General features: G+C 67.9%; 14 protein-coding genes. 12 read left to right on the forward strand and 2 right to left on the reverse strand.

Translation table 11 applies throughout. The features are described 5' to 3' along the window. Positions 1–45: 45 nt before the first annotated feature. The 10 genes from QO207_RS12385 to QO207_RS12430 all read left to right on the forward strand — a co-directional run bounded on the left by QO207_RS12385 (position 46) and on the right by QO207_RS12430 (position 12,726). Positions 46–1,362 (forward strand): PAS domain-containing methyl-accepting chemotaxis protein, encoded by a 1,317-nt coding sequence (locus QO207_RS12385; RefSeq protein ID WP_301532696.1) that lies wholly within the window; start codon positions 46–48, stop codon positions 1,360–1,362. A 288-nt stretch (positions 1,363–1,650) separates the two neighbouring features. Then, positions 1,651–2,748, forward strand: a complete 1,098-nt coding sequence (locus tag QO207_RS12390; RefSeq protein ID WP_301532697.1) for a DegT/DnrJ/EryC1/StrS aminotransferase family protein — start codon at positions 1,651–1,653, stop codon at positions 2,746–2,748. Then, on the forward strand, positions 2,745–4,208 hold the full coding sequence (locus QO207_RS12395; protein WP_301532698.1) for a hypothetical protein: 1,464 nt from the start codon (positions 2,745–2,747) through the stop codon (positions 4,206–4,208). The genes QO207_RS12390 and QO207_RS12395 overlap by 4 nt, the downstream gene beginning before the upstream one ends. Continuing rightward, positions 4,201–4,983, forward strand: a complete 783-nt coding sequence (locus QO207_RS12400; protein WP_301532699.1) for an ABC transporter permease — start codon at positions 4,201–4,203, stop codon at positions 4,981–4,983. Before QO207_RS12395 ends, QO207_RS12400 begins: the two co-directional genes overlap by 8 nt. Further along, entirely contained in the window at positions 4,980–5,729 is a 750-nt protein-coding gene (locus tag QO207_RS12405; RefSeq protein WP_301532700.1) for an ABC transporter ATP-binding protein, read from the forward strand. Before QO207_RS12400 ends, QO207_RS12405 begins: the two co-directional genes overlap by 4 nt. Positions 5,730–5,758: 29 nt before the next feature. Continuing rightward, positions 5,759–6,877: an acyltransferase gene (locus QO207_RS12410; protein ID WP_301532701.1), complete on the forward strand. Its 1,119-nt coding sequence runs from the start codon at positions 5,759–5,761 to the stop codon at positions 6,875–6,877. Between the two features lie 52 nt (positions 6,878–6,929). After that, positions 6,930–9,239 carry a glycosyltransferase gene (locus tag QO207_RS12415; RefSeq protein ID WP_301532702.1) on the forward strand — a complete coding sequence of 770 codons (2,310 nt, stop codon included), beginning with the start codon at positions 6,930–6,932 and terminating at the stop codon, positions 9,237–9,239. Next, on the forward strand, positions 9,230–10,879 hold the full coding sequence (locus QO207_RS12420) for a glycosyltransferase (protein WP_301532703.1): 1,650 nt from the start codon (positions 9,230–9,232) through the stop codon (positions 10,877–10,879). The genes QO207_RS12415 and QO207_RS12420 overlap by 10 nt, the downstream gene beginning before the upstream one ends. A gap of 10 nt (positions 10,880–10,889) precedes the next feature. Further along, positions 10,890–11,528, forward strand: a complete 639-nt coding sequence (locus QO207_RS12425; protein WP_301532704.1) for an acetyltransferase — start codon at positions 10,890–10,892, stop codon at positions 11,526–11,528. 79 nt (positions 11,529–11,607) lie between these two features. Then, the gene (locus QO207_RS12430) at positions 11,608–12,726 is read left to right on the forward strand and encodes a PilT/PilU family type 4a pilus ATPase (protein ID WP_301532705.1); all 1,119 of its coding nucleotides are present in this window, start codon (positions 11,608–11,610) and stop codon (positions 12,724–12,726) included. A gap of 149 nt (positions 12,727–12,875) precedes the next feature. Here QO207_RS12430 and QO207_RS12435 read toward each other — a convergent pair whose 3' ends face one another. Next, positions 12,876–14,111 carry an SGNH/GDSL hydrolase family protein gene (locus QO207_RS12435; RefSeq protein WP_301532706.1) on the reverse strand — a complete coding sequence of 412 codons (1,236 nt, stop codon included), beginning with the start codon at positions 14,109–14,111 and terminating at the stop codon, positions 12,876–12,878. A gap of 105 nt (positions 14,112–14,216) precedes the next feature. Between QO207_RS12435 and QO207_RS12440 the strand changes: the two genes are divergently transcribed. Both QO207_RS12440 and QO207_RS12445 read left to right on the forward strand, forming a co-directional pair. Further along, positions 14,217–15,128, forward strand: a complete 912-nt coding sequence (locus tag QO207_RS12440) for a LysR family transcriptional regulator (protein ID WP_301532707.1) — start codon at positions 14,217–14,219, stop codon at positions 15,126–15,128. A 98-nt stretch (positions 15,129–15,226) separates the two neighbouring features. After that, positions 15,227–15,775, forward strand: a complete 549-nt coding sequence (locus QO207_RS12445) for a hypothetical protein (RefSeq protein ID WP_301532708.1) — start codon at positions 15,227–15,229, stop codon at positions 15,773–15,775. Here QO207_RS12445 and QO207_RS12450 read toward each other — a convergent pair. Beyond that, on the reverse strand, positions 15,772–16,677 hold the full coding sequence (locus tag QO207_RS12450) for a YihY/virulence factor BrkB family protein (RefSeq protein ID WP_301532709.1): 906 nt from the start codon (positions 16,675–16,677) through the stop codon (positions 15,772–15,774). The genes QO207_RS12445 and QO207_RS12450 overlap by 4 nt on opposite strands. Positions 16,678–16,718 lie beyond the last annotated feature (41 nt).

The following is a 16,718-nucleotide window of genomic DNA, read 5'->3' on the forward strand; positions in this document are numbered from 1 at the left end:
AATCCGGCATCTGCCGACGTGCCCACCACTTGAGAATGCCCACGAATGTTCAATTCGCGTTTGAAGCAGGAACTGGCCGCCCTGCGTGAAGAGCTCGCCTCGGTCAACGAGGTCCGCGCCAGCCTCGAAGAGGAAATGCTCGTGCTCTTCCTCGACCCCCGTGGGCGCATCGAGTCGGTGAATGCCAACTTCGAGAAGGAAATGCTCTACCGCAGCGACCAGCTGATCGGCCGCCCGCTGCTGGACCTGATCCCCGACCACGTGCGCGGGCTCGACTTCCACCTGCGGGTCAAGCACGCCATCGAACGCGGCGAGCACCTGGCCGGGGTGATCCGCCTGCTGCGCGGCAATGGCGAGGAAGCCTGGCTGCGCTCGATCCTCCAGCCGATGCACGACAGCGCCGGCGTGGTGCGGCACTTCTCGCTGTACGCCAGCGACCTGACCCGCACCATCGAGAACTCCCGCGAGCACGAGAACCTGATCGAAGCGTTGCAGCGTTCCACCGCGGTGATCGAGTTCAACCTGCAGGGCGAAGTGCTCGCCGCCAACGATCGCTTCCTCAACGCCATGGGCTACAGCCTGCAGCAGATCCAGGGCAAGCATCACCGGATGTTCTGCGAGCCGGCCGAGTACAACTCGGCGCAATACGATGCCTTCTGGGCCAAGCTGCGCCGCGGCGAGTTCGTCGCCGACCGCTTCAAGCGCGTCGACAGCCGCGGCCGCGAGGTCTGGCTGGAGGCCTCGTACAACCCGATCATCGATGCCCATGACCGCCTCTACAAGGTGGTGAAGTTCGCCACCGTGATCACCGACCAGGTGAACCGCGAGAACGCCGTGGCGCAGGCCGCGACCATCGCCTTCGACACCTCGCAGAGCACCGACGACAGCGCCACCAAGGGCGCGGCAGTGGTGCAGCAGACGGTGGAAGTGATGCGCGAGCTGGCCGACCGCATGCAGGAAGCCGCCCAGGGAATCGAGGCGCTGGACCGCCAGTCCCAGGCCATCGGCGCGCTGGTGCAGAGCATTCGCAGCATCGCCGACCAGACCAACCTGCTGGCCCTCAACGCTGCCATCGAGGCGGCCCGCGCGGGCGACCAGGGGCGCGGTTTCGCCGTGGTCGCCGACGAGGTGCGCCAGCTCGCCTCGCGCACCAGCGCCGCTACCGAGGAGATCACCAAGGTGGTCGAGCAGAACCAGCAGCTCGCAGGCCAGGCCGTGGCCATGATCGACCGCGGCAAGCAGCAGGCCGAGTTGGGCCTGGAACTCTCCGGCCAGGCCGGCACGGTGATCATCGAAATCCAGGACAGCGCCCAGCGCGTGGTCGACGCCGTCGGCCAGTTCGCCAACCAGCTGTCCAACTGAGCCCGATAGCCCCTCCCCCATCGATGCCGTCCGGCTGGCCTGCATTGCGCAGTCGCGACGGCTCGACTATATAAAACGCCGCTTTGTAACAAAAATAACAACCGGTTGCTTCGCCCTACGTAGGGCTGCTCCCTCTCGGGCAGCCCGCAGTCATGTGAAGCAACCCGCCGGGGGGCGAACATTGCACAACCTCTCCATGGGGCCACGCAGCCTTGCGCCTGCGGGCGCCCCGCGCGCGCTCGACCTCCGGCATTCCTTCCAGCCCGTTCACGTCGGTGCCGCCCATCCATGATTCCCGTCTACCAGCCCTACCTGACCGGCCGAGAAAAAGAGTATGTGAACCGCTGCCTGGACTCGACCTGGATATCTTCCCGGGGCGAGTACATCGGCCTGTTCGAAAACAGCTTCGCCGAGTACATCGGCGCCGCCCAGGCGACCAGCGTGTGCAACGGCACGGTGGCCATCCACCTGGCGCTGGCGGCGCTGGGCATCGGCCCCGGCGATGAGGTGATAGTCCCGACCCTGACCTACATCGCCTCGATCAACCCGATCCTGCAACTGGGCGCCACGGTGGTGTTCGCCGATTCGTTGCCGGACACCTGGCAGATCGACCCGCAGGACGTGCGTCGCCGGATCACCCCGCGAACCCGCGCGGTCATGGCCGTGCACCTCTACGGCCAGGCCTGCGACATGCCGGCACTGGTCGCCATTTGCCAGGAACATGACCTGCAGCTGATCGAGGACTGCGCCGAAGCCTTCGGCAGCAGCCACGGTGGGCAGCACGTCGGCACCTTCGGCGACATCGCCACGTTCAGCTTCTTCGGCAACAAGAGCATCACCACCGGCGAAGGCGGCATGGTCGTGGCGCGCGACACGACACTGGCCGGCCGCACCCGCCACCTGAAGACCCAGGGCGTGTCGCCGACCCGCGAGTACTGGCACGACGAGCTGGCCTACAACTACCGCATGACCAACATCTGCGCCGCCATCGGCCTGGCCCAGCTGGAGGCCGCGGACCATATTCTCGCCCTCAAGCGCCAGGTCGCCGAAGGCTACCGCGAGCACCTGGCCGGCCTGCCGCTGCAGCTGCACCGCGAGGTCCCCGGCACCGTCCACTCGTTCTGGATGTGCTCGATCCTGGTGGACGACCCGGCACAACGCCAGGGCCTGCGCGACCACCTCAAGGCCCGGCAGATCGAGACCCGGCCGCTGTTCTATCCCGCCCACCAGTTGCCGCATTGCCGCACCGACGAGAGCTTCCCGGTCGCCGAGGACCTCAGTGCACGCGGTCTCAACCTGCCCAGCTACCCGGCGCTCAACCAGGAGCAGGTTGCCCAGGTCTGCGCGAGCATCCGCGAGTTCTTCGAGCAAGGCTCCGCGGCATGAGATATGCCCTGGTCAGCACGGTCGGCTACCTGCTGCTGGTCGACCTGCAGAGCCGCAGCATTCGAGCGCTGGAGCACGAGCGGCCGGAGTACTACGGCATTTCCTGGTTTGCCGGCAGCAGCGATCTTCTGCTGTCCCATTCGGGCCTCGACAACGCCACGCTGCTCGACCTTGCGACCTACGCGCAATCGGAAGTCGGCTGGATTTCCCTGGCTGGCCGCGCCCTCTCTCCCTGTCTGTCCGCGCCCCACCAGATTCTCTGCGCGCCGGATGGACGGGTGATCTGCACCAACACCGGACGCAATGTGATTACCGTGCTGGACCCGGCGCAGCCCACCCACTTCCAACAGGCCGGCATCAGCTCCGCGCGCTGGGACCGGCTCTCGCTGGAGCAGCCCCTGGGCGACCATCTGAACTCGCTGTTCCTGCACGACGGGCAACTGCACGTCCTCGCCCATCGCCACCGCAAGGGCTCCGCGCTGGCGGTGTTCTCCTACCCGCAGCTGGAGTTGTCCGCGGTAGAAACCCTGGGCGCACGAAGCGGGCTGCACAACATCTGGATCACCGACCAGGGGCAACGCATCAGCTGCCACTCGGAAATTGGCGGGCTCGTCGACCTGGATGCCCGAGCGCCGCTGTGGCAGAGCGGTTCGTCGATGTACAGCCGCGGGCTGGCGGCCTGCGAGGACTACGTCATCGTCGGCGAGAGCCTGAAAAGCGAGCGTGCCGAGCGGCGCAGTTCGCTCAGCGGGCTGTGGATACTCGACCGGCACACCTGGCAGGCCATCGACTACCTCAGCCTGGGCCCTTACGGCGCCGTGCACGAAGTCCGGCTGCTGGACGTGCCCGACCAGGCACACCACCGCGAGCCCTTCGCGGGGCTGGCCGCATTGCTGGAGCAGGAGTCCCTCGGCGAGCGCCTGAGGGCCGGCCATCTGCGCGCAGCCCAGGCCGTTCATACAATGCAGCAGCGCTGGGGGGAGTTCGAAGTCCTGCTGGGGATTGCCCAGCCAGGTGCCGACGGCGCTCGTCGCGCCGCCAGCGACGACCTCAATCTCGTCCTCAAGTCGGGCGCCGCAGACCTGGCCTTCGATTACGTGCTGCAGCCGGATGCCGGGCAGTCTCACGTTGGCGTGGTGCTCGACTACCGCGGCAGCGGCGGCGATACCTATATGACGACCCTGCTGCTGCACCCGCGCGATGCGCAGCGCGCGGTGCTGACGCTCTGGCGCCAGGATGGCAGTCAGTGGCAGGCAGCCGACGCGCCGTTGCACGATGCCTTGCCACTGGCTGGCACGCTGCATGCGCAATTGCGCGACGCCACCCTGAGTCTCTGGCTGGACGGCCACCCTATCCTGCAGCAACCGCTGGAGGCCCTCGATCTGCCGGCCAACGCCGGCCCGCTGGGCATTCGCTGGCTAGGCTGCTCGGTAACTCCCGCGGAGGTCCCGCATGCGTGAATATTGCGTGGGCATCTGGCAGGCACGCTATTTCTGGACCCACCTGGCGCTCTCGGACCTGCGCTCGCGCTGGCGCCGTTCCTACCTGGGGGTGTTCTGGTCGGTCCTCCAGCCGCTGGGCATGGCGCTGCTGATCTCGGCGGTGTTCAGCCGCCTGCTGCACACCGACATCACCACCTACGCGCCGTACATCCTGTCGGGGATCATCGTCTGGGACTTCATGGTGGCCAACGTCACCGCCGGTTCGCTGTCCTTCGTCCAGGCCGATGCCTACATCCGCCAGTGCCAGCACCCGCTGGCGATCTACACCCTGCGCGGCGTGCTGGGCAGCCTGATGGCGATGATCCTGGCCAGCACCTGCCTGTACGGCTGGTCGGCGGTGGTGCTGCCGCAGAACATCGGCTGGAGCTGGCTGGCGACCCTGACGCTGTTCCCGGTCCTGCTGCTGGTGGCCTGGCCGCTGTCGACCCTGCTGGCCTACATCGCCACGCGCTTCCGCGACCTGCCGCCAGCCATGGGCCTGGCGATGCAGGCGCTGTGGTTCATCTCACCGGTGTATTTCGAGGAAGGCCTGTTCCGCCGCGGCGGGCTCGACGTGCTGGTGGACTACAACCCGGTCTACCACATCCTGGAAATAGCCCGCGCGCCCCTGCTGCACGGCGCCTGGCCAACCCCGACCAACTACGCCTTCGCCCTGGGCACCGCCCTGGCGCTGGCCCTGCTCTGCTGGCTGGTGGGCCGCCGGGCCGAACGGACGATGATCTTCTACCTATGACGGATTCGCTGATTTCCCTGCGCGGGGCCAACCTGCACTACGCCGCCAGCGCCTTCCGCGAGCGCTCGCTGAAGGCGCTGCTGAGCCACCCGTTCCGCCGCAACAAGGCCGCGCCCCTGCGCGACATCCATGCGCTCAAGGACATCGACCTGCAGATTCGCGGCGGCGAGCGCGTCGGCCTGCTGGGCCACAACGGCGCGGGCAAGAGCAGCCTGCTGAAGCTGATCGCCGGGCTCTATCCGCTGTCGGCCGGCAGCCGCCAGGTGCAGGGGCGAATCCGCTCGCTGTTCGACCTGAGCCTGGGCTTCGAGCCCGACGCCACCGGGCGCGAGAACATTCTCTACCGCGGCCTGCTGATGGGCCTGACGCCCCGCTACATGCGCGCGAAGGAAGCGGAAATCGTCGCCTTCGCCGGGCTCGGCGAATTCATCGACTACCCGATCAAGACCTACTCGGCAGGCATGCAGGTGCGCCTGGCCTTCGCCATCTCGACCATGGTCGGCGGCGAGGTGCTGCTGCTCGACGAAGTCATCGGTGCGGGCGATGCGGTGTTCATGGCCAAGGCCAAGAAGCGCATCGCCGAACTGGTGGAAACCGCCGAGATCCTCATCCTCGCCTCCCACGACTGCAACGCCCTGGCCAGCCTCTGCCAACGCGGCCTGGTGCTGGATCACGGCCGCATCGTGTTCGACGGCCCCATCGATGCCGCGATCCAGACCTACCAGCGCAGCCCGCAGGTTGCCTGATGCCGCTGTCGACACGAAAGGAATCGCCCATGCCCGCCCCTGCCGATAGCCGCAACACCGCCCTCGACGGCCTGCGCGGCCTGGCTGCGCTGAGCGTGGTGTTCTACCACGCGCTGCTGCACCGCGAGGACCTGATCGCCAGCGTGCTCAGCGTGCCCATCCAGCAGCTGGGCACGGCCCAGGCGATCCTGCAGAAGCTCTACCTGACGCTGTTCAACGGCCACAGCGCGGTGCTGCTGTTCTTCGTCCTCAGCGGGCTGGTGCTGGCCCGTTCGCTGGAACGCAATACGGGCAATCCGCTCGCCACCAGCCTGAACTTCGCCCTGGCGCGGGCCTTCCGCCTGTACCCGGCGCTGGCCTTCTGCATGGCCTGCTACTACGCGCTCGCCTGGCTCTACGCCTGGGCCGGCTGGAGCGGCTTCCCCGCGCCGGACTGGCGCGCCGCGGCGATCAACGCCAGCCTGGTGGACATCCGCTGGCACGGCCCGTCCACCACCTTGCAGGGCGAGATGCTGGCTATTCCCTTCCTGCTCGCCACCTTCTTCATCGGCCGGCGCTTCCCCGCCATCGGCGTGCCGGCCTGCTTCGCCTACGCGGTATTCGCCTTCGACAACCCGTGGCTGGTGGGCTGGTTGCCGAACATGAACGTCTGGCTGCCGGCCTTCCTGCTCGGCATGCTGCTCGCCGACCGCCGATTGGCGCCGTTCTTCCAGCCGGTCAGCGGCGTCGGGCTGGCCGCGCTGCTGGTCCTCTTCGTCGGCCTGCGCGCCTTCACCAACCTCAACGCCAGCACCACCAGCATCGGCCAGATACTGCTCAGCGGCGCGCTGGTGGGCGCGGTCTACCATGGCGCGCCGCAACTGGCCGTGATCCGCCTGCTCAACCGCCCGGCGCTGCAGTTTCTCGGGCGCATCAGCTACAGCCTCTACCTGCTCAACGTGCTGTTGCTGATGGTGGCCTGGTCGGTGGTGGATCGCACCGACTGGTACCAGCAGCAACCACTGCTCACCGGCACCATGGTCGGCCTGCTGGTCAGCCTGCTGAGCCTGCCGCTGGCGGCATTCTCCCAGCGGGTGTTCGAACAGGGTGGCGTGCAGCTCTGGCAAACCCTCCGCCAACGCCCCGGAGCGCTCGCCAGCCATGCCTGAAGAAGCACTACAATGCGCAGCCGATGCCACTCCCTCGCCCATCAGGATGACCGTGAACGCCACCGTCGATATCGCCCCGCGGAAACTGCGCGCCATGTGGTTGCTCAACCACTCCTCGGCCCGCCGCTTCGAGATTCCGATGCTCAAGCAGGTCGGCATCGACGAGATCTTCCTGCCCAAGCGCTACCCGAACGATCCTGGCTTTCGCAGCGCCTCGGTGGACTGGAGCGAAGACGCGCACCTGAGCATTCCCGCCGAGGACCTGGCGCTGCTCAACGCCGCCGACTGGTACGCCGGTGCCTCGCTGCAGGCCTGGGAAGTAGCCAACCGGCATTTCGACGTGCTGTTCTTCATCGTCGCCGACACCCGCCTGCTGCCGCAGATCGCCAAGCGCTTCAACGGCCTGGCCATCTGGCGCACCTACGGCCTGCAGCGCCCGGCCAGCTATGACGGCGTGCTTGCCCAGCTGGGCGGCAACGGCGAACTGCGCCGCGCCATCGACCTGCTGGGCAATCGCCTGGTCTTCGGCGAGGCCTACGCCCACCTGGCCGACAACGAGCCGGACTACCTGCGCAAGCGCCGCCTGCACCTGCCGCTGGGCCTGGCGCACCGCGCCGCCGAGCAGCCCTGGGAGGGCGCGGACCGACGGATACTCTTCGTCTGCCCGGACCTCGCCTTCAACAGCTACTACGCCGAGATCTACAAGCGCTTCGAAGCGGACTTCGGCGACCTGCCGCACGCGGTCGCCGGGGCGCAGCCGATCCGGACCGAACTGCCCCACGTGCTGGGCTTCGTCAGCGCCCAGGAGCACGCGCGCAACATGACGCAGAGCCGCGTCATGTACTACCACAGTGATGAGCCCAACCACATTCACTACCACCCGTTCGAAGCCGTCAGTGCCGGCATGCCGCTGGTGTTCATGGCCGGCGGGATGCTCGATCGCATGGGTGGCGAAAACCTCCCCGGCCGCTGCCGCACGGTGGCCGAAGCGCGCGCCAAGCTCGAACGCATCCTCGATAATGACCGCGCGCTGATCGACAGCATCCGCGCCAGCCAGCCGGTGCTGCTCAAGGCGATGGACCCGCAGCACTGCGAGCCGGCCTGGCACTCGGGGTTCGCCCAACTGCGCAAGCAACTGGCGACGCTGCGCACCGAACAGGCCACCCGCCCGGCGCCCACCCGGCGCAAGCGCATCGCCGTGTGCCTGCCCATCGTCTATGGCGGCGGCACCCTGCGCGGCGCCCAGTTGCTAGCCCAGGCCCTGCACCTGGGCAGCCGGCAGAGCGGCGAGGACGCCGACATCCTGCTGCTGCATCCGGACAGCCCCGAATACGCCGACTCGGCTTTCGCCGATTGCCCGGCGTACATCCGCCGACGGCCGTTCAACTGGCGTGTGCTCAGCGCGGCCGAGGCACGCCGCGCCATGCGCTATGCCGGGCACACCGACTGGTCGCCACTGGCGGAGCGCTACGCGGTGATCGACGACGGCATCCAGCAGTTGCAGGACTGCGACCTCTGGCTGCTGGTCTCCGACCGCGTGTCGATTCCGGTGCTGCCGCTCAAGCCCATCGTGGTGATGGTCTACGACTACCTGCAGCGCTACGAGAACATCCTGCCCAATGGCGCCGACAGCGCCTTCCTCAATCTGGCGCGCCACGCCGGGCGGGTGCTGGTGACCACCGAGTTCAGCCGCCAGGACGCCCTGCAGTACGCCGGCATCGAGGCCAGCCGGGTGTGCAAGGTGCCAATGCTCGCGCCGAGCTTCGAACCGCAGGAGTCGCCGCCGCAACGCAACGGCCGCGACTACTTCCTCTGGACCACCAACGCCGCCCTGCACAAGAACCACGAGCGCGCCACCCAGGCGTTGCAGATCTACTACGAGGAACTCGACGGCCAGCTCGCCTGCTGGATCAGCGGCCAGGCCACCGAGCTGCTGCTCGGCGATGCGCATCCGCACCTGCAGGCCATGGCGCAGCTGTTCCAGCGCAGCAAGGCGCTGCGCAAGCGGGTGAAATGGAAGGGCCGGATGAGCGAGGACGGCTATCGCCAGGCACTGGCCGGGGCGCGCTTCCTCTGGCACCCGACGCGAATCGACAACGGCACCTTCAGCGTCGTCGAGGCGGCCCAGCTCGGCGTGCCGGCGCTATCCAGCGACTATCCGGCGATGCATGAAGTCAGCGCGCAGTTCGACCTCAGCCTGCACTGGATGGACGCCGACGATCCGCGCGACATGGCCGAAGGCCTCAAATACATGGAGCAGCATGCCCATGCGCAGCCACTGCCCGACGCCGACAGTCTGGCCGGGCAGCGCGTCGAAGCGCTGGCTGGCGCCTACTGGCAGGGAGTACGCGAGTGTCTGTGAAACGCTACGGCCTCTACATCGCCTACGCCCCCACCGTGGACCTGCGCCGCGAGGGCCTGGGACGTTACCTGGCGTCCTTCCTCAAGGGCGCCCAGCAGCGCGATGACGCGCACTTCGTCGTGGCCTGCCCGAGCTGGTCGCGGCAATCGCTGGCCGACCTGTTCGACAGCGAGGGCCTGCTGGGCGAGCGCGTGACCATCCTTTCGCCAGATGGCGAGCCGTACCTGCTGCGGCTGTACGAGCGCTACCAGGCCTACCAGCAGCGGCGCCGCACTCGCGTCGGCCTGCGCCAGCGCTTGCGCCTGGCACTGCACGCACGCCTCAAGCGCGGCCGCGAGCGGATCGAGCGCCACCTGGCCCAGGCCCACAGCCCCCGGTCGCTGCTGGCACTGCTGGGCGACCTGGGCGGCATACTGCTGCTCGCCCTGCTGGCGGCGCCCTTTGCCCTCGTGGCAGTCCTGCTCGGGACGGTCTGGCGACTGCTGCGGCCACTGACCAACCGCCTGGTGCGCGCGCCGCTGCATCAACTGCGAGCGCGTCTGAGTGGCCTGCTCAGCGACCCCAAGGGCGACGACTGGGTGGTCCGCGTGTTCCGCGCCATGCACCAGTCGGAAAGCCAGCGGATGAAGGCGCTGATCGAAGGCCGCGACGACGTCGCGGCCTGGTACTGCCCGACCGCGTTCTGGCCGGAATTCAACGAGATCGACGTGCCACGCCTGATGTGCGTGCCCGACGTGGTGCTCAATGAGTTCTCCATCGGTTTCGCCGAGATCGGCGGCGACCGCTTCCTCGACACCTTCGAGACCGTCGGCCGCGCCATTCGCAGCGCCGACCACCTGGTGGCGTACAGCCAGACGATCAAGTGGCAGACCCTGGTGGAGCGCTACGCGGTAGCCGCCGAGCGGGTCAACGTGGTGCCGCACGCGGCCAACCGCCTCGACCACCTGGTAGAGGTGGTCAGCGGCTTCGACGATCCTGAGGCCACCTCGCTCAACTACTGCCGCTCGCTGCTGCTCGGCGCGCTGGAGAAATCCAGCAACCCCGCCTACGCCAGGGGCGTGCGCAACCGCGAGCTGAAGTTCCTGTTCTATGCCAGCCAGTTCCGCCCCAACAAGAACCTGCTGAGCCTGCTCAAGGCCTACGAGTTCCTCCTGCGCCGGCGCTTCATCCCGCACAAGCTGCTGCTCACCGGCGACCCGCAGAAGATGCCGGAGATCGAGCAGTACATCCGCGCGCGCAACCTGGAGCAGGACGTCATCTGCGTGCCCGGCCTGTCGCTGGCCGAGCTGGCCGCCTGCTACAAGCTGGCGGACCTGGCGGTGAACCCGAGCCTGAGCGAAGGCGGTTGCCCGTTCACCTTCACCGAAGCGCTGTCGGTGGGCACGCCGGTGGTCATGGCGAACATTCCAGTGACCCTGGAAGTGCTGCGCGGCGAGGAACTGCAACAGGCGAGCCTGTTCGACCCGTACGACTGGCAGGACATGGCCGAGCGCATCCATTGGGCGCTGAATCACCACGACGAGCTGCTCGCGCTGCAATTGCCAGCTTATGAAGCGCTGTGCCAGCGCGACTGGTCCGATGTCGCCGGTGAACACATCGCCATCCTCGAACGCATCTCCCGCGATGCCGTACCCAGCTGAAGGTCCGACCATGCATTCCGACACCCTGCCCACTCCCCTCGCCGGCCTGCTCATCCTCGGCTTCGGCGGCCACGCCCGCTCGGTGGCCGACGTCGCCCTGGCCGCCGGCATCCGTGAGCTGCGCTTCGTCGACAGCAATGCCCGTGAAGGGGAAAACTTCCTCGGCTTCCCGGTGCTCAGCCACTGGGACGCCGCACTGCCCGAAGGCTGGGCGGCGTTCTCCGCCGCTGGCGACAACGCTCGCCGCGAGCAGCAGATCGAGGCCATCGAGGCAGCCGGCTGGCCGCTGGCCTCGGTGATCGCCCCCAGCGCCACCCTCGGCGTGGACAGCCAGATCGCGCCCGGCTGCTTCATCGGCCAGCAGGCCCATGTCGGGCCGGTGGCACGCATCGCCCGGGGCTGCATCATCAACAGCGGCGCCATCGTCGAGCACGAGTCGGAAGTCGGCGAGTTCTCCCACGTCGCGGTCAACGCCTGCGTCGCCGGGCGCAGCCGTACCGGGCGGCGCAACTTCATCGGCGCCGGCGCCACGGTGATCGACGGGGTGAGCCTGGGGGACGACATCACCATTGGCGCCGGCGGCGTGGTAACTGCGTCTATCGAATCCGCTGGTGTCTACGTCGGCGTGCCGGCGCGCCCCCTGGGCTGAGGCGCCACGCGCATTGATCCAGATGCCTCGGCACGGGGCGCAGGCCTGCTAGGCTTGCGCCCCTGAGCCAGGAGGCACCATGAGCGACGACACCCTTCTCCCCGACGTATTCCACTACCTGCGCGAACTGCCCGAGCAGAACGGTTCGGACATGTTCTTCAGCGTCGGCGCGCCGCCGCACCTCAAGGTCGAGGGCCACAGCCAGCCGGTTGGCGAGCGGGTGCTGGGGCCGGGCGAGGTGAAGACCCTGGCCTGGCAGCTGATGTCGCCGGCCCAGGTGGAAGAGTTCGAGCGCGCGCTGGAGATGAACCTGGCGCTGAGCGTGCCGGACCTCGGGCGCTTCCGCGCCAACATCTACTTCCAGCGCGGCGAAGTGGCGATGGTGGTGCGCCTGATCAAGCAGATCATTCCCGACGTGGCGAGCCTCGGCCTGCCGCCGCTGCTGGACAAGCTGGCGATGCAGGACCGCGGACTGATCCTGGTGATCGGCGCCGCCGGCGCGGGCAAGTCGACGACCCTGGCGAGCATGCTGGACTTCCGTAACCGCCATCGCTCCGGGCACATCGTCTGCATCGAGGACCCGATCGAATTCCTCCACGCACACCAGAAATCGATCATCGACCAGCGCGAAGTCGGCTTCGACACCCACAGCTACGAGAACGCCCTGCGCAACGTGCTGCGCGAGGCGCCGGACGTGATCATGCTCGGCGAAATCCGCGACGCCGCGACCATGCAGCACGCCCTGCACTACGCCGAAACCGGCCACCTGTGCGTGGCCACACTGCACGGCACCAGTTGCCGCCATGCTATCGAGCGCATCACCCGCTTCTTCCCCGACGAGGCCCGGCCGCAGGTGTTGGCGGACCTGTCGCAGAACCTTTTGGCGCTCATCGGCCAGCGCCTGGTGCCCGGCGTGCAGCAGCGCCGCGCGGTGGCGGTGGAGCTGGTGCTGGGTACGCCGCACATTCGCGGCATCATCCAGCGCGACGAGCTGCCGGAGCTGAAATCCGCCGTCGAGCGCGCCCTGGAAAGCGGCATGCAGAGCTTCGACCAGAGCCTCTACAAGCTGCTCGAAGCTGGCCGGGTGAGCGTGACCGACGCGCTGAAGTTCGCCGACTCGCGCACCGACCTGGCGCTGAAGATCAAGCTGGAACGCGGGATGGACGACGACAGCACGGGGCCGGTGTTTGGTGGCTGAGCCCGGCGTTGGGCACGCGGCTCTTCGTAGGAGCGAGCTTGCTCGCGAACCGCTTTACGCAATACCCGCCGGGAAGCTCTGTTCGCGAGCAAGCTCGCTCCTACAGGTCCGCCGCCACATCGGCGTATAACCGCGAACGGTCATACGCCCTACAACAGCCCCTGCAGCAACACGTCGATATCCACGCCCTCCGCCATCGCCCGATTCCCCGCATCCCCCGGATGCAGGTGATCACCGCTGTCATAGGCCGGCAGCAGTCGCTGCGGCCGCGCCGGGTCGCGCAGGCGCACGTCCAGGTCCACAACTGCATCGAACTCGCCACTCTGACGAATCCACTGGTTGACCCGCTCACGCAGCGCTTCCTTGTTCGCCGCGTGGTAGTTCTCGATGGGCGACCCGCTCAGGGCTCGCTCGAACGGCAGGATGGTCGCACCGACCACGCGCACCCCGCGCAAGTGGGCCTGGGCGATCAGCTGCCGGTAGCCAGCGATCAGGTCCTCGTACTGCACCAGCGGGTTGTTCGGCGCGAAGGTGCTGCCGGGCCAGGAGATGTCGTTGATGCCGAGCATGACAATGGCCGCCCTGACTCCCGGCTTGCCCAGCACGTCGCGGTGGAAGCGCACCAGTCCACTCTGCCCCATGCCGTCGGAAAGCAGCCGTGCGCCGGAGATGCCAGCGTTGATCACCCCGACCTGACGTACTGCCAGGCGCTGCGCCAACAGGTCCGGCCAGCGCTGGTTGCCGTCCAGGCTGGCGCCACGGCCATCGGTGATCGAATCCCCCAGCACCGCTACCACCGAGCGCGGCGCCGGTGACTGCACCAGCACGTCGGCGAGGAACAGCCGCGCTTCCATCTTGCCGTCCGCCGGCAGCTGCGCCGCGTCGAGCAGCTCGCCGGGGCCGCCGTAGACGCGCTGCTTGCCGTCCCAGTGGAAGCTCTGGATCGCCGTGGGTTGCGGCAGGTAGAGCGACACCGCCAGCTCGCCCAGTGCAGGGACGGTGAGGTCCAGCGGGTCGCTGAGCAGCTCGGCGCCCGGCGCGATATACGCGGTGGGCTGGCCGGAGAAGGTCAGCCGCCGGCTCGGGCCGCCGAGTCGCCCGGCAGGCCCGGCCAATGCCACCGCCGCCCCGCCGACAGCCACCGGCTGGCTGCCGTAGGCGTTGGACAGGGCGATGCGCAGTCGCTGGCCGCCCAGGCTGACCTTCACGATCTGCCGCAGGGTGTGGTTGCCCAGCTGCGCCGGCACCCCGACGGGCAACGGCACTTCCTTGCCCCAGGTGCGTTGCGGGCTGGCGCTCCAGGTGGTTTGCCAGTGTTGCTCCTGCGCCTGGGCAAACGGCAGCGCCAGAGCGGCAAGCAGGGCGGTGAACAGAAGACGTTTCATGGTAATCCTCGAAATCAGTGATGGGGTGAGCACAGGCTCGGCCATTCCCAATCACGGCGGTAGACGGCATATTTGCAGACCCGTCATTCGATAAACGAATAGGACATGGATACTCTGAAGGCGTTGCACTGTTTCGTTCGCGCCGTGGAGCTGGGCAGCCTTTCCGCCGTGGCCCGCGAATCCGGCAGCAGCCAGCCAACCGTGAGCAAGACCATGGCGGCGCTGGAGCGCCAGGTCGGCGCGCAGTTGCTGCTGCGCAGCACCACCCGCGTGCAGCCCACCGAGCAGGGTCGGCGCTTCTACGAGCACGCCCGGCAGACGCTGGAGAGTTACGCCGAGGGCGTTGGCGAGGCCCGTGGCGAAACCGAGCAGGTGCGCGGCCGCCTGCGGGTCAGCGCGCCGGTGAGCCTGGGCGTGCTGCGTCTGAATGCGCTGCTGCTGGAGTTCATGCAGGCGCACCCGCAGGTCGAGGTGGAGCTGCTGCTCAACGACCGCTTCGTCGACCTCGCCGAGGAAGGCATCGACCTCGCCCTGCGCCTGGGCGGCGAGTTGCCGGAGCAACTGATCGCCCGCCCGCTGGCGCGTTCGCCACGCTACCTGGTCGCGTCGCCGGCGTGGATTTCCCGGCAGCCGGCGCTGGGTGCTCCAGAAGACCTGCCGCTGGCCGACTACCTGCGCTTCGCCTGGCTCGATGCCGGGCAGAACCTGCTGCTGCGCCATGCCGACGGCCGCGAGCTGAACCTCGCCACGCGCAGCCGCTACACGGTGAACAGCTCGCTGGCGATCCGCGAGAGCTACTGCCTGGGCGCCGGCTTCGGCCTGACACCGGCCTGGCTGGTGGCCGACCTGTTGGCTACCGGCACGCTGCAGCAGTTGCTACCGGACTGGCGCGGCCCGACCCAGGAGGCCAGCCTGCTGTATCCTTCGCGCCGTTACCTGCCGGCGCGAACCCGCGCGCTGATCGACTTCCTCGTCGAGCGCCTGCCGCTGCTGCCGGGATTCGAGGCGCTTCGATGACCGGGCGGCCAAGGCGCCGGCTATGCTTTTCGCCAATCGACCGAACCGGCGCGCCGCCATGCCGGTCGAAACCTGACATTCGCCCCCGAGGGACATCCATGGGCAAGCCCCACGCGCCTTACCTGCTCACCGCCCTGGCCCTGCCGCTGCTGCTGGCCGGCTGCTCGACGTCCGCCACCAGCCCCTGCGACGAACCGCTCAGCGGCGACGCCTGCCGCCAGGAGCGCCTGCTCTACCAGAACGACATGCTGCAGGCGAAGCTGCTGATCGCCACCGGCGACCTGGCCAATTACGAGCTGGCCGAGGCGCTGCTGGGTCGTGCGCTGGCGACCGATGAGCGCGGCGAGGCGAGCTTCTACATGGCGCTGCTGAAGATCAAGGAAGGCCCGCAGGTGGACGAGGTGCTGCCACTGCTGGAGAAAGCCGCCGACGCCGGCCAGCCCTACGCCGTGGCGCTGCTCTACAAGATCTGGTCGGAGCCCTTCCTGGTGGAACAGGCCGATCCGCAGAAGGCGCAGCAGTACCAGGAGGACTACACCCACCTGGACGTCGCCAAGAGCGGCTACCCGTCCTTCGACAAGGCCACCGCGCTGGTCAACGCGTTGCTCGACGAGCCGCCCGCGGTCGCCGACCAGCCGCAGCCCTAGGCCTCTTCCGGCGGCGGCTCGGCTTCCTCGAAGGTCTTCTCGCCGGGCGCCTTGCCGTGGGGCAGGTGGTGCTCGATCACCGCATTGAGCTCCGCGCCCAGCAGCAGCACCGCCGAGGAGATGTAGAAGTACAGCAGCAGCACGATGATCGCCCCGACGCTGCCGTACATGGCGTTGTAGTCGGCGAAGTTCTTCACGTAGTAGCCAAAGCCCAGCGACGCCGATATCCACAGCACCACCGCCAGCACCGAGCCGGGGGTGATGAAGCGGAACTTCTGCTGCACGTTGGGGGTGACGTAGTAGATGATCGCCACCGCCATCATCATCAGCAGCACGATCACCGGCCAGCGCAGGATGCTCCAGAGGATCACCACGAAATCCTCCAGCCCGACCTTCGCGGCGATCCAGCCCATCACCTGCGGCCCGAGGATCATCAGCGCGGCGATCAGCATCAGCATCGCCACCAGGCCGAAGGTGTAGAACAGCGACAGCGGAATGCGCTTCCACGGCGGCCGGCCTTCGCGCACGTCATAGGCGGCGTTGAGCGCGATCATCAGCGAGCGCACCGCCGCCGAGGACGACCACAGCGCCACCACGATACCGATGGACAGCAGCCCGCCCTGGCGCTGCTGCAACTGGTCGATCACCGGGTTGACCTGTTCCAGCGCCTGGCTCGGCAGCACGTAGTCGGCCTGCTGGCGGAGGAAGTCGAAGAACTCGGGCAGGTGCAGGAAGCCCAGCAGGGCAATGAGGAACAGCAGGAAGGGGAACAGCGAGAACAACCCCTGGTACGCCAGCGCAGCGGCGTAGGTGGGCATCTCGTCGTCGAGAAACTCCTTCACCGTCAGCTTGAGCAGCTTCCAGGGCCCCAGACTGAGCCCGCGCATGTCCATGAATCGCATCCCGCAGCGTCCTCCCGATGAGCGCTCCGCCGGCCGGCGGC

The organism is Pseudomonas sp. CAN1, from assembly GCF_030462585.1.
In the GTDB taxonomy this organism is placed as follows: domain Bacteria; phylum Pseudomonadota; class Gammaproteobacteria; order Pseudomonadales; family Pseudomonadaceae; genus Pseudomonas.

Bases quoted from the DNA above. Each gene is read 5' to 3' on its own strand.
- QO207_RS12405 (WP_301532700.1), top strand. From the start codon at position 4,980: ATGACGGATTCGCTGATTTCCCTGCGCGGGGCCAACCTGCACTACGCC.
- QO207_RS12450 (WP_301532709.1), bottom strand. From the start codon at position 16,677: ATGCGATTCATGGACATGCGCGGGCTCAGTCTGGGGCCCTGGAAGCTG.
- QO207_RS12430 (WP_301532705.1), top strand. From the start codon at position 11,608: ATGAGCGACGACACCCTTCTCCCCGACGTATTCCACTACCTGCGCGAA.
- QO207_RS12395 (WP_301532698.1), top strand. From the start codon at position 2,745: ATGAGATATGCCCTGGTCAGCACGGTCGGCTACCTGCTGCTGGTCGAC.
- QO207_RS12410 (WP_301532701.1), top strand. From the start codon at position 5,759: ATGCCCGCCCCTGCCGATAGCCGCAACACCGCCCTCGACGGCCTGCGC.
- QO207_RS12445 (WP_301532708.1), top strand. From the start codon at position 15,227: ATGGGCAAGCCCCACGCGCCTTACCTGCTCACCGCCCTGGCCCTGCCG.
- QO207_RS12390 (WP_301532697.1), top strand. From the start codon at position 1,651: ATGATTCCCGTCTACCAGCCCTACCTGACCGGCCGAGAAAAAGAGTAT.
- QO207_RS12425 (WP_301532704.1), top strand. From the start codon at position 10,890: ATGCATTCCGACACCCTGCCCACTCCCCTCGCCGGCCTGCTCATCCTC.
- QO207_RS12385 (WP_301532696.1), top strand. From the start codon at position 46: ATGTTCAATTCGCGTTTGAAGCAGGAACTGGCCGCCCTGCGTGAAGAG.
- QO207_RS12435 (WP_301532706.1), bottom strand. From the start codon at position 14,111: ATGAAACGTCTTCTGTTCACCGCCCTGCTTGCCGCTCTGGCGCTGCCG.
- QO207_RS12440 (WP_301532707.1), top strand. From the start codon at position 14,217: ATGGATACTCTGAAGGCGTTGCACTGTTTCGTTCGCGCCGTGGAGCTG.
- QO207_RS12400 (WP_301532699.1), top strand. From the start codon at position 4,201: ATGCGTGAATATTGCGTGGGCATCTGGCAGGCACGCTATTTCTGGACC.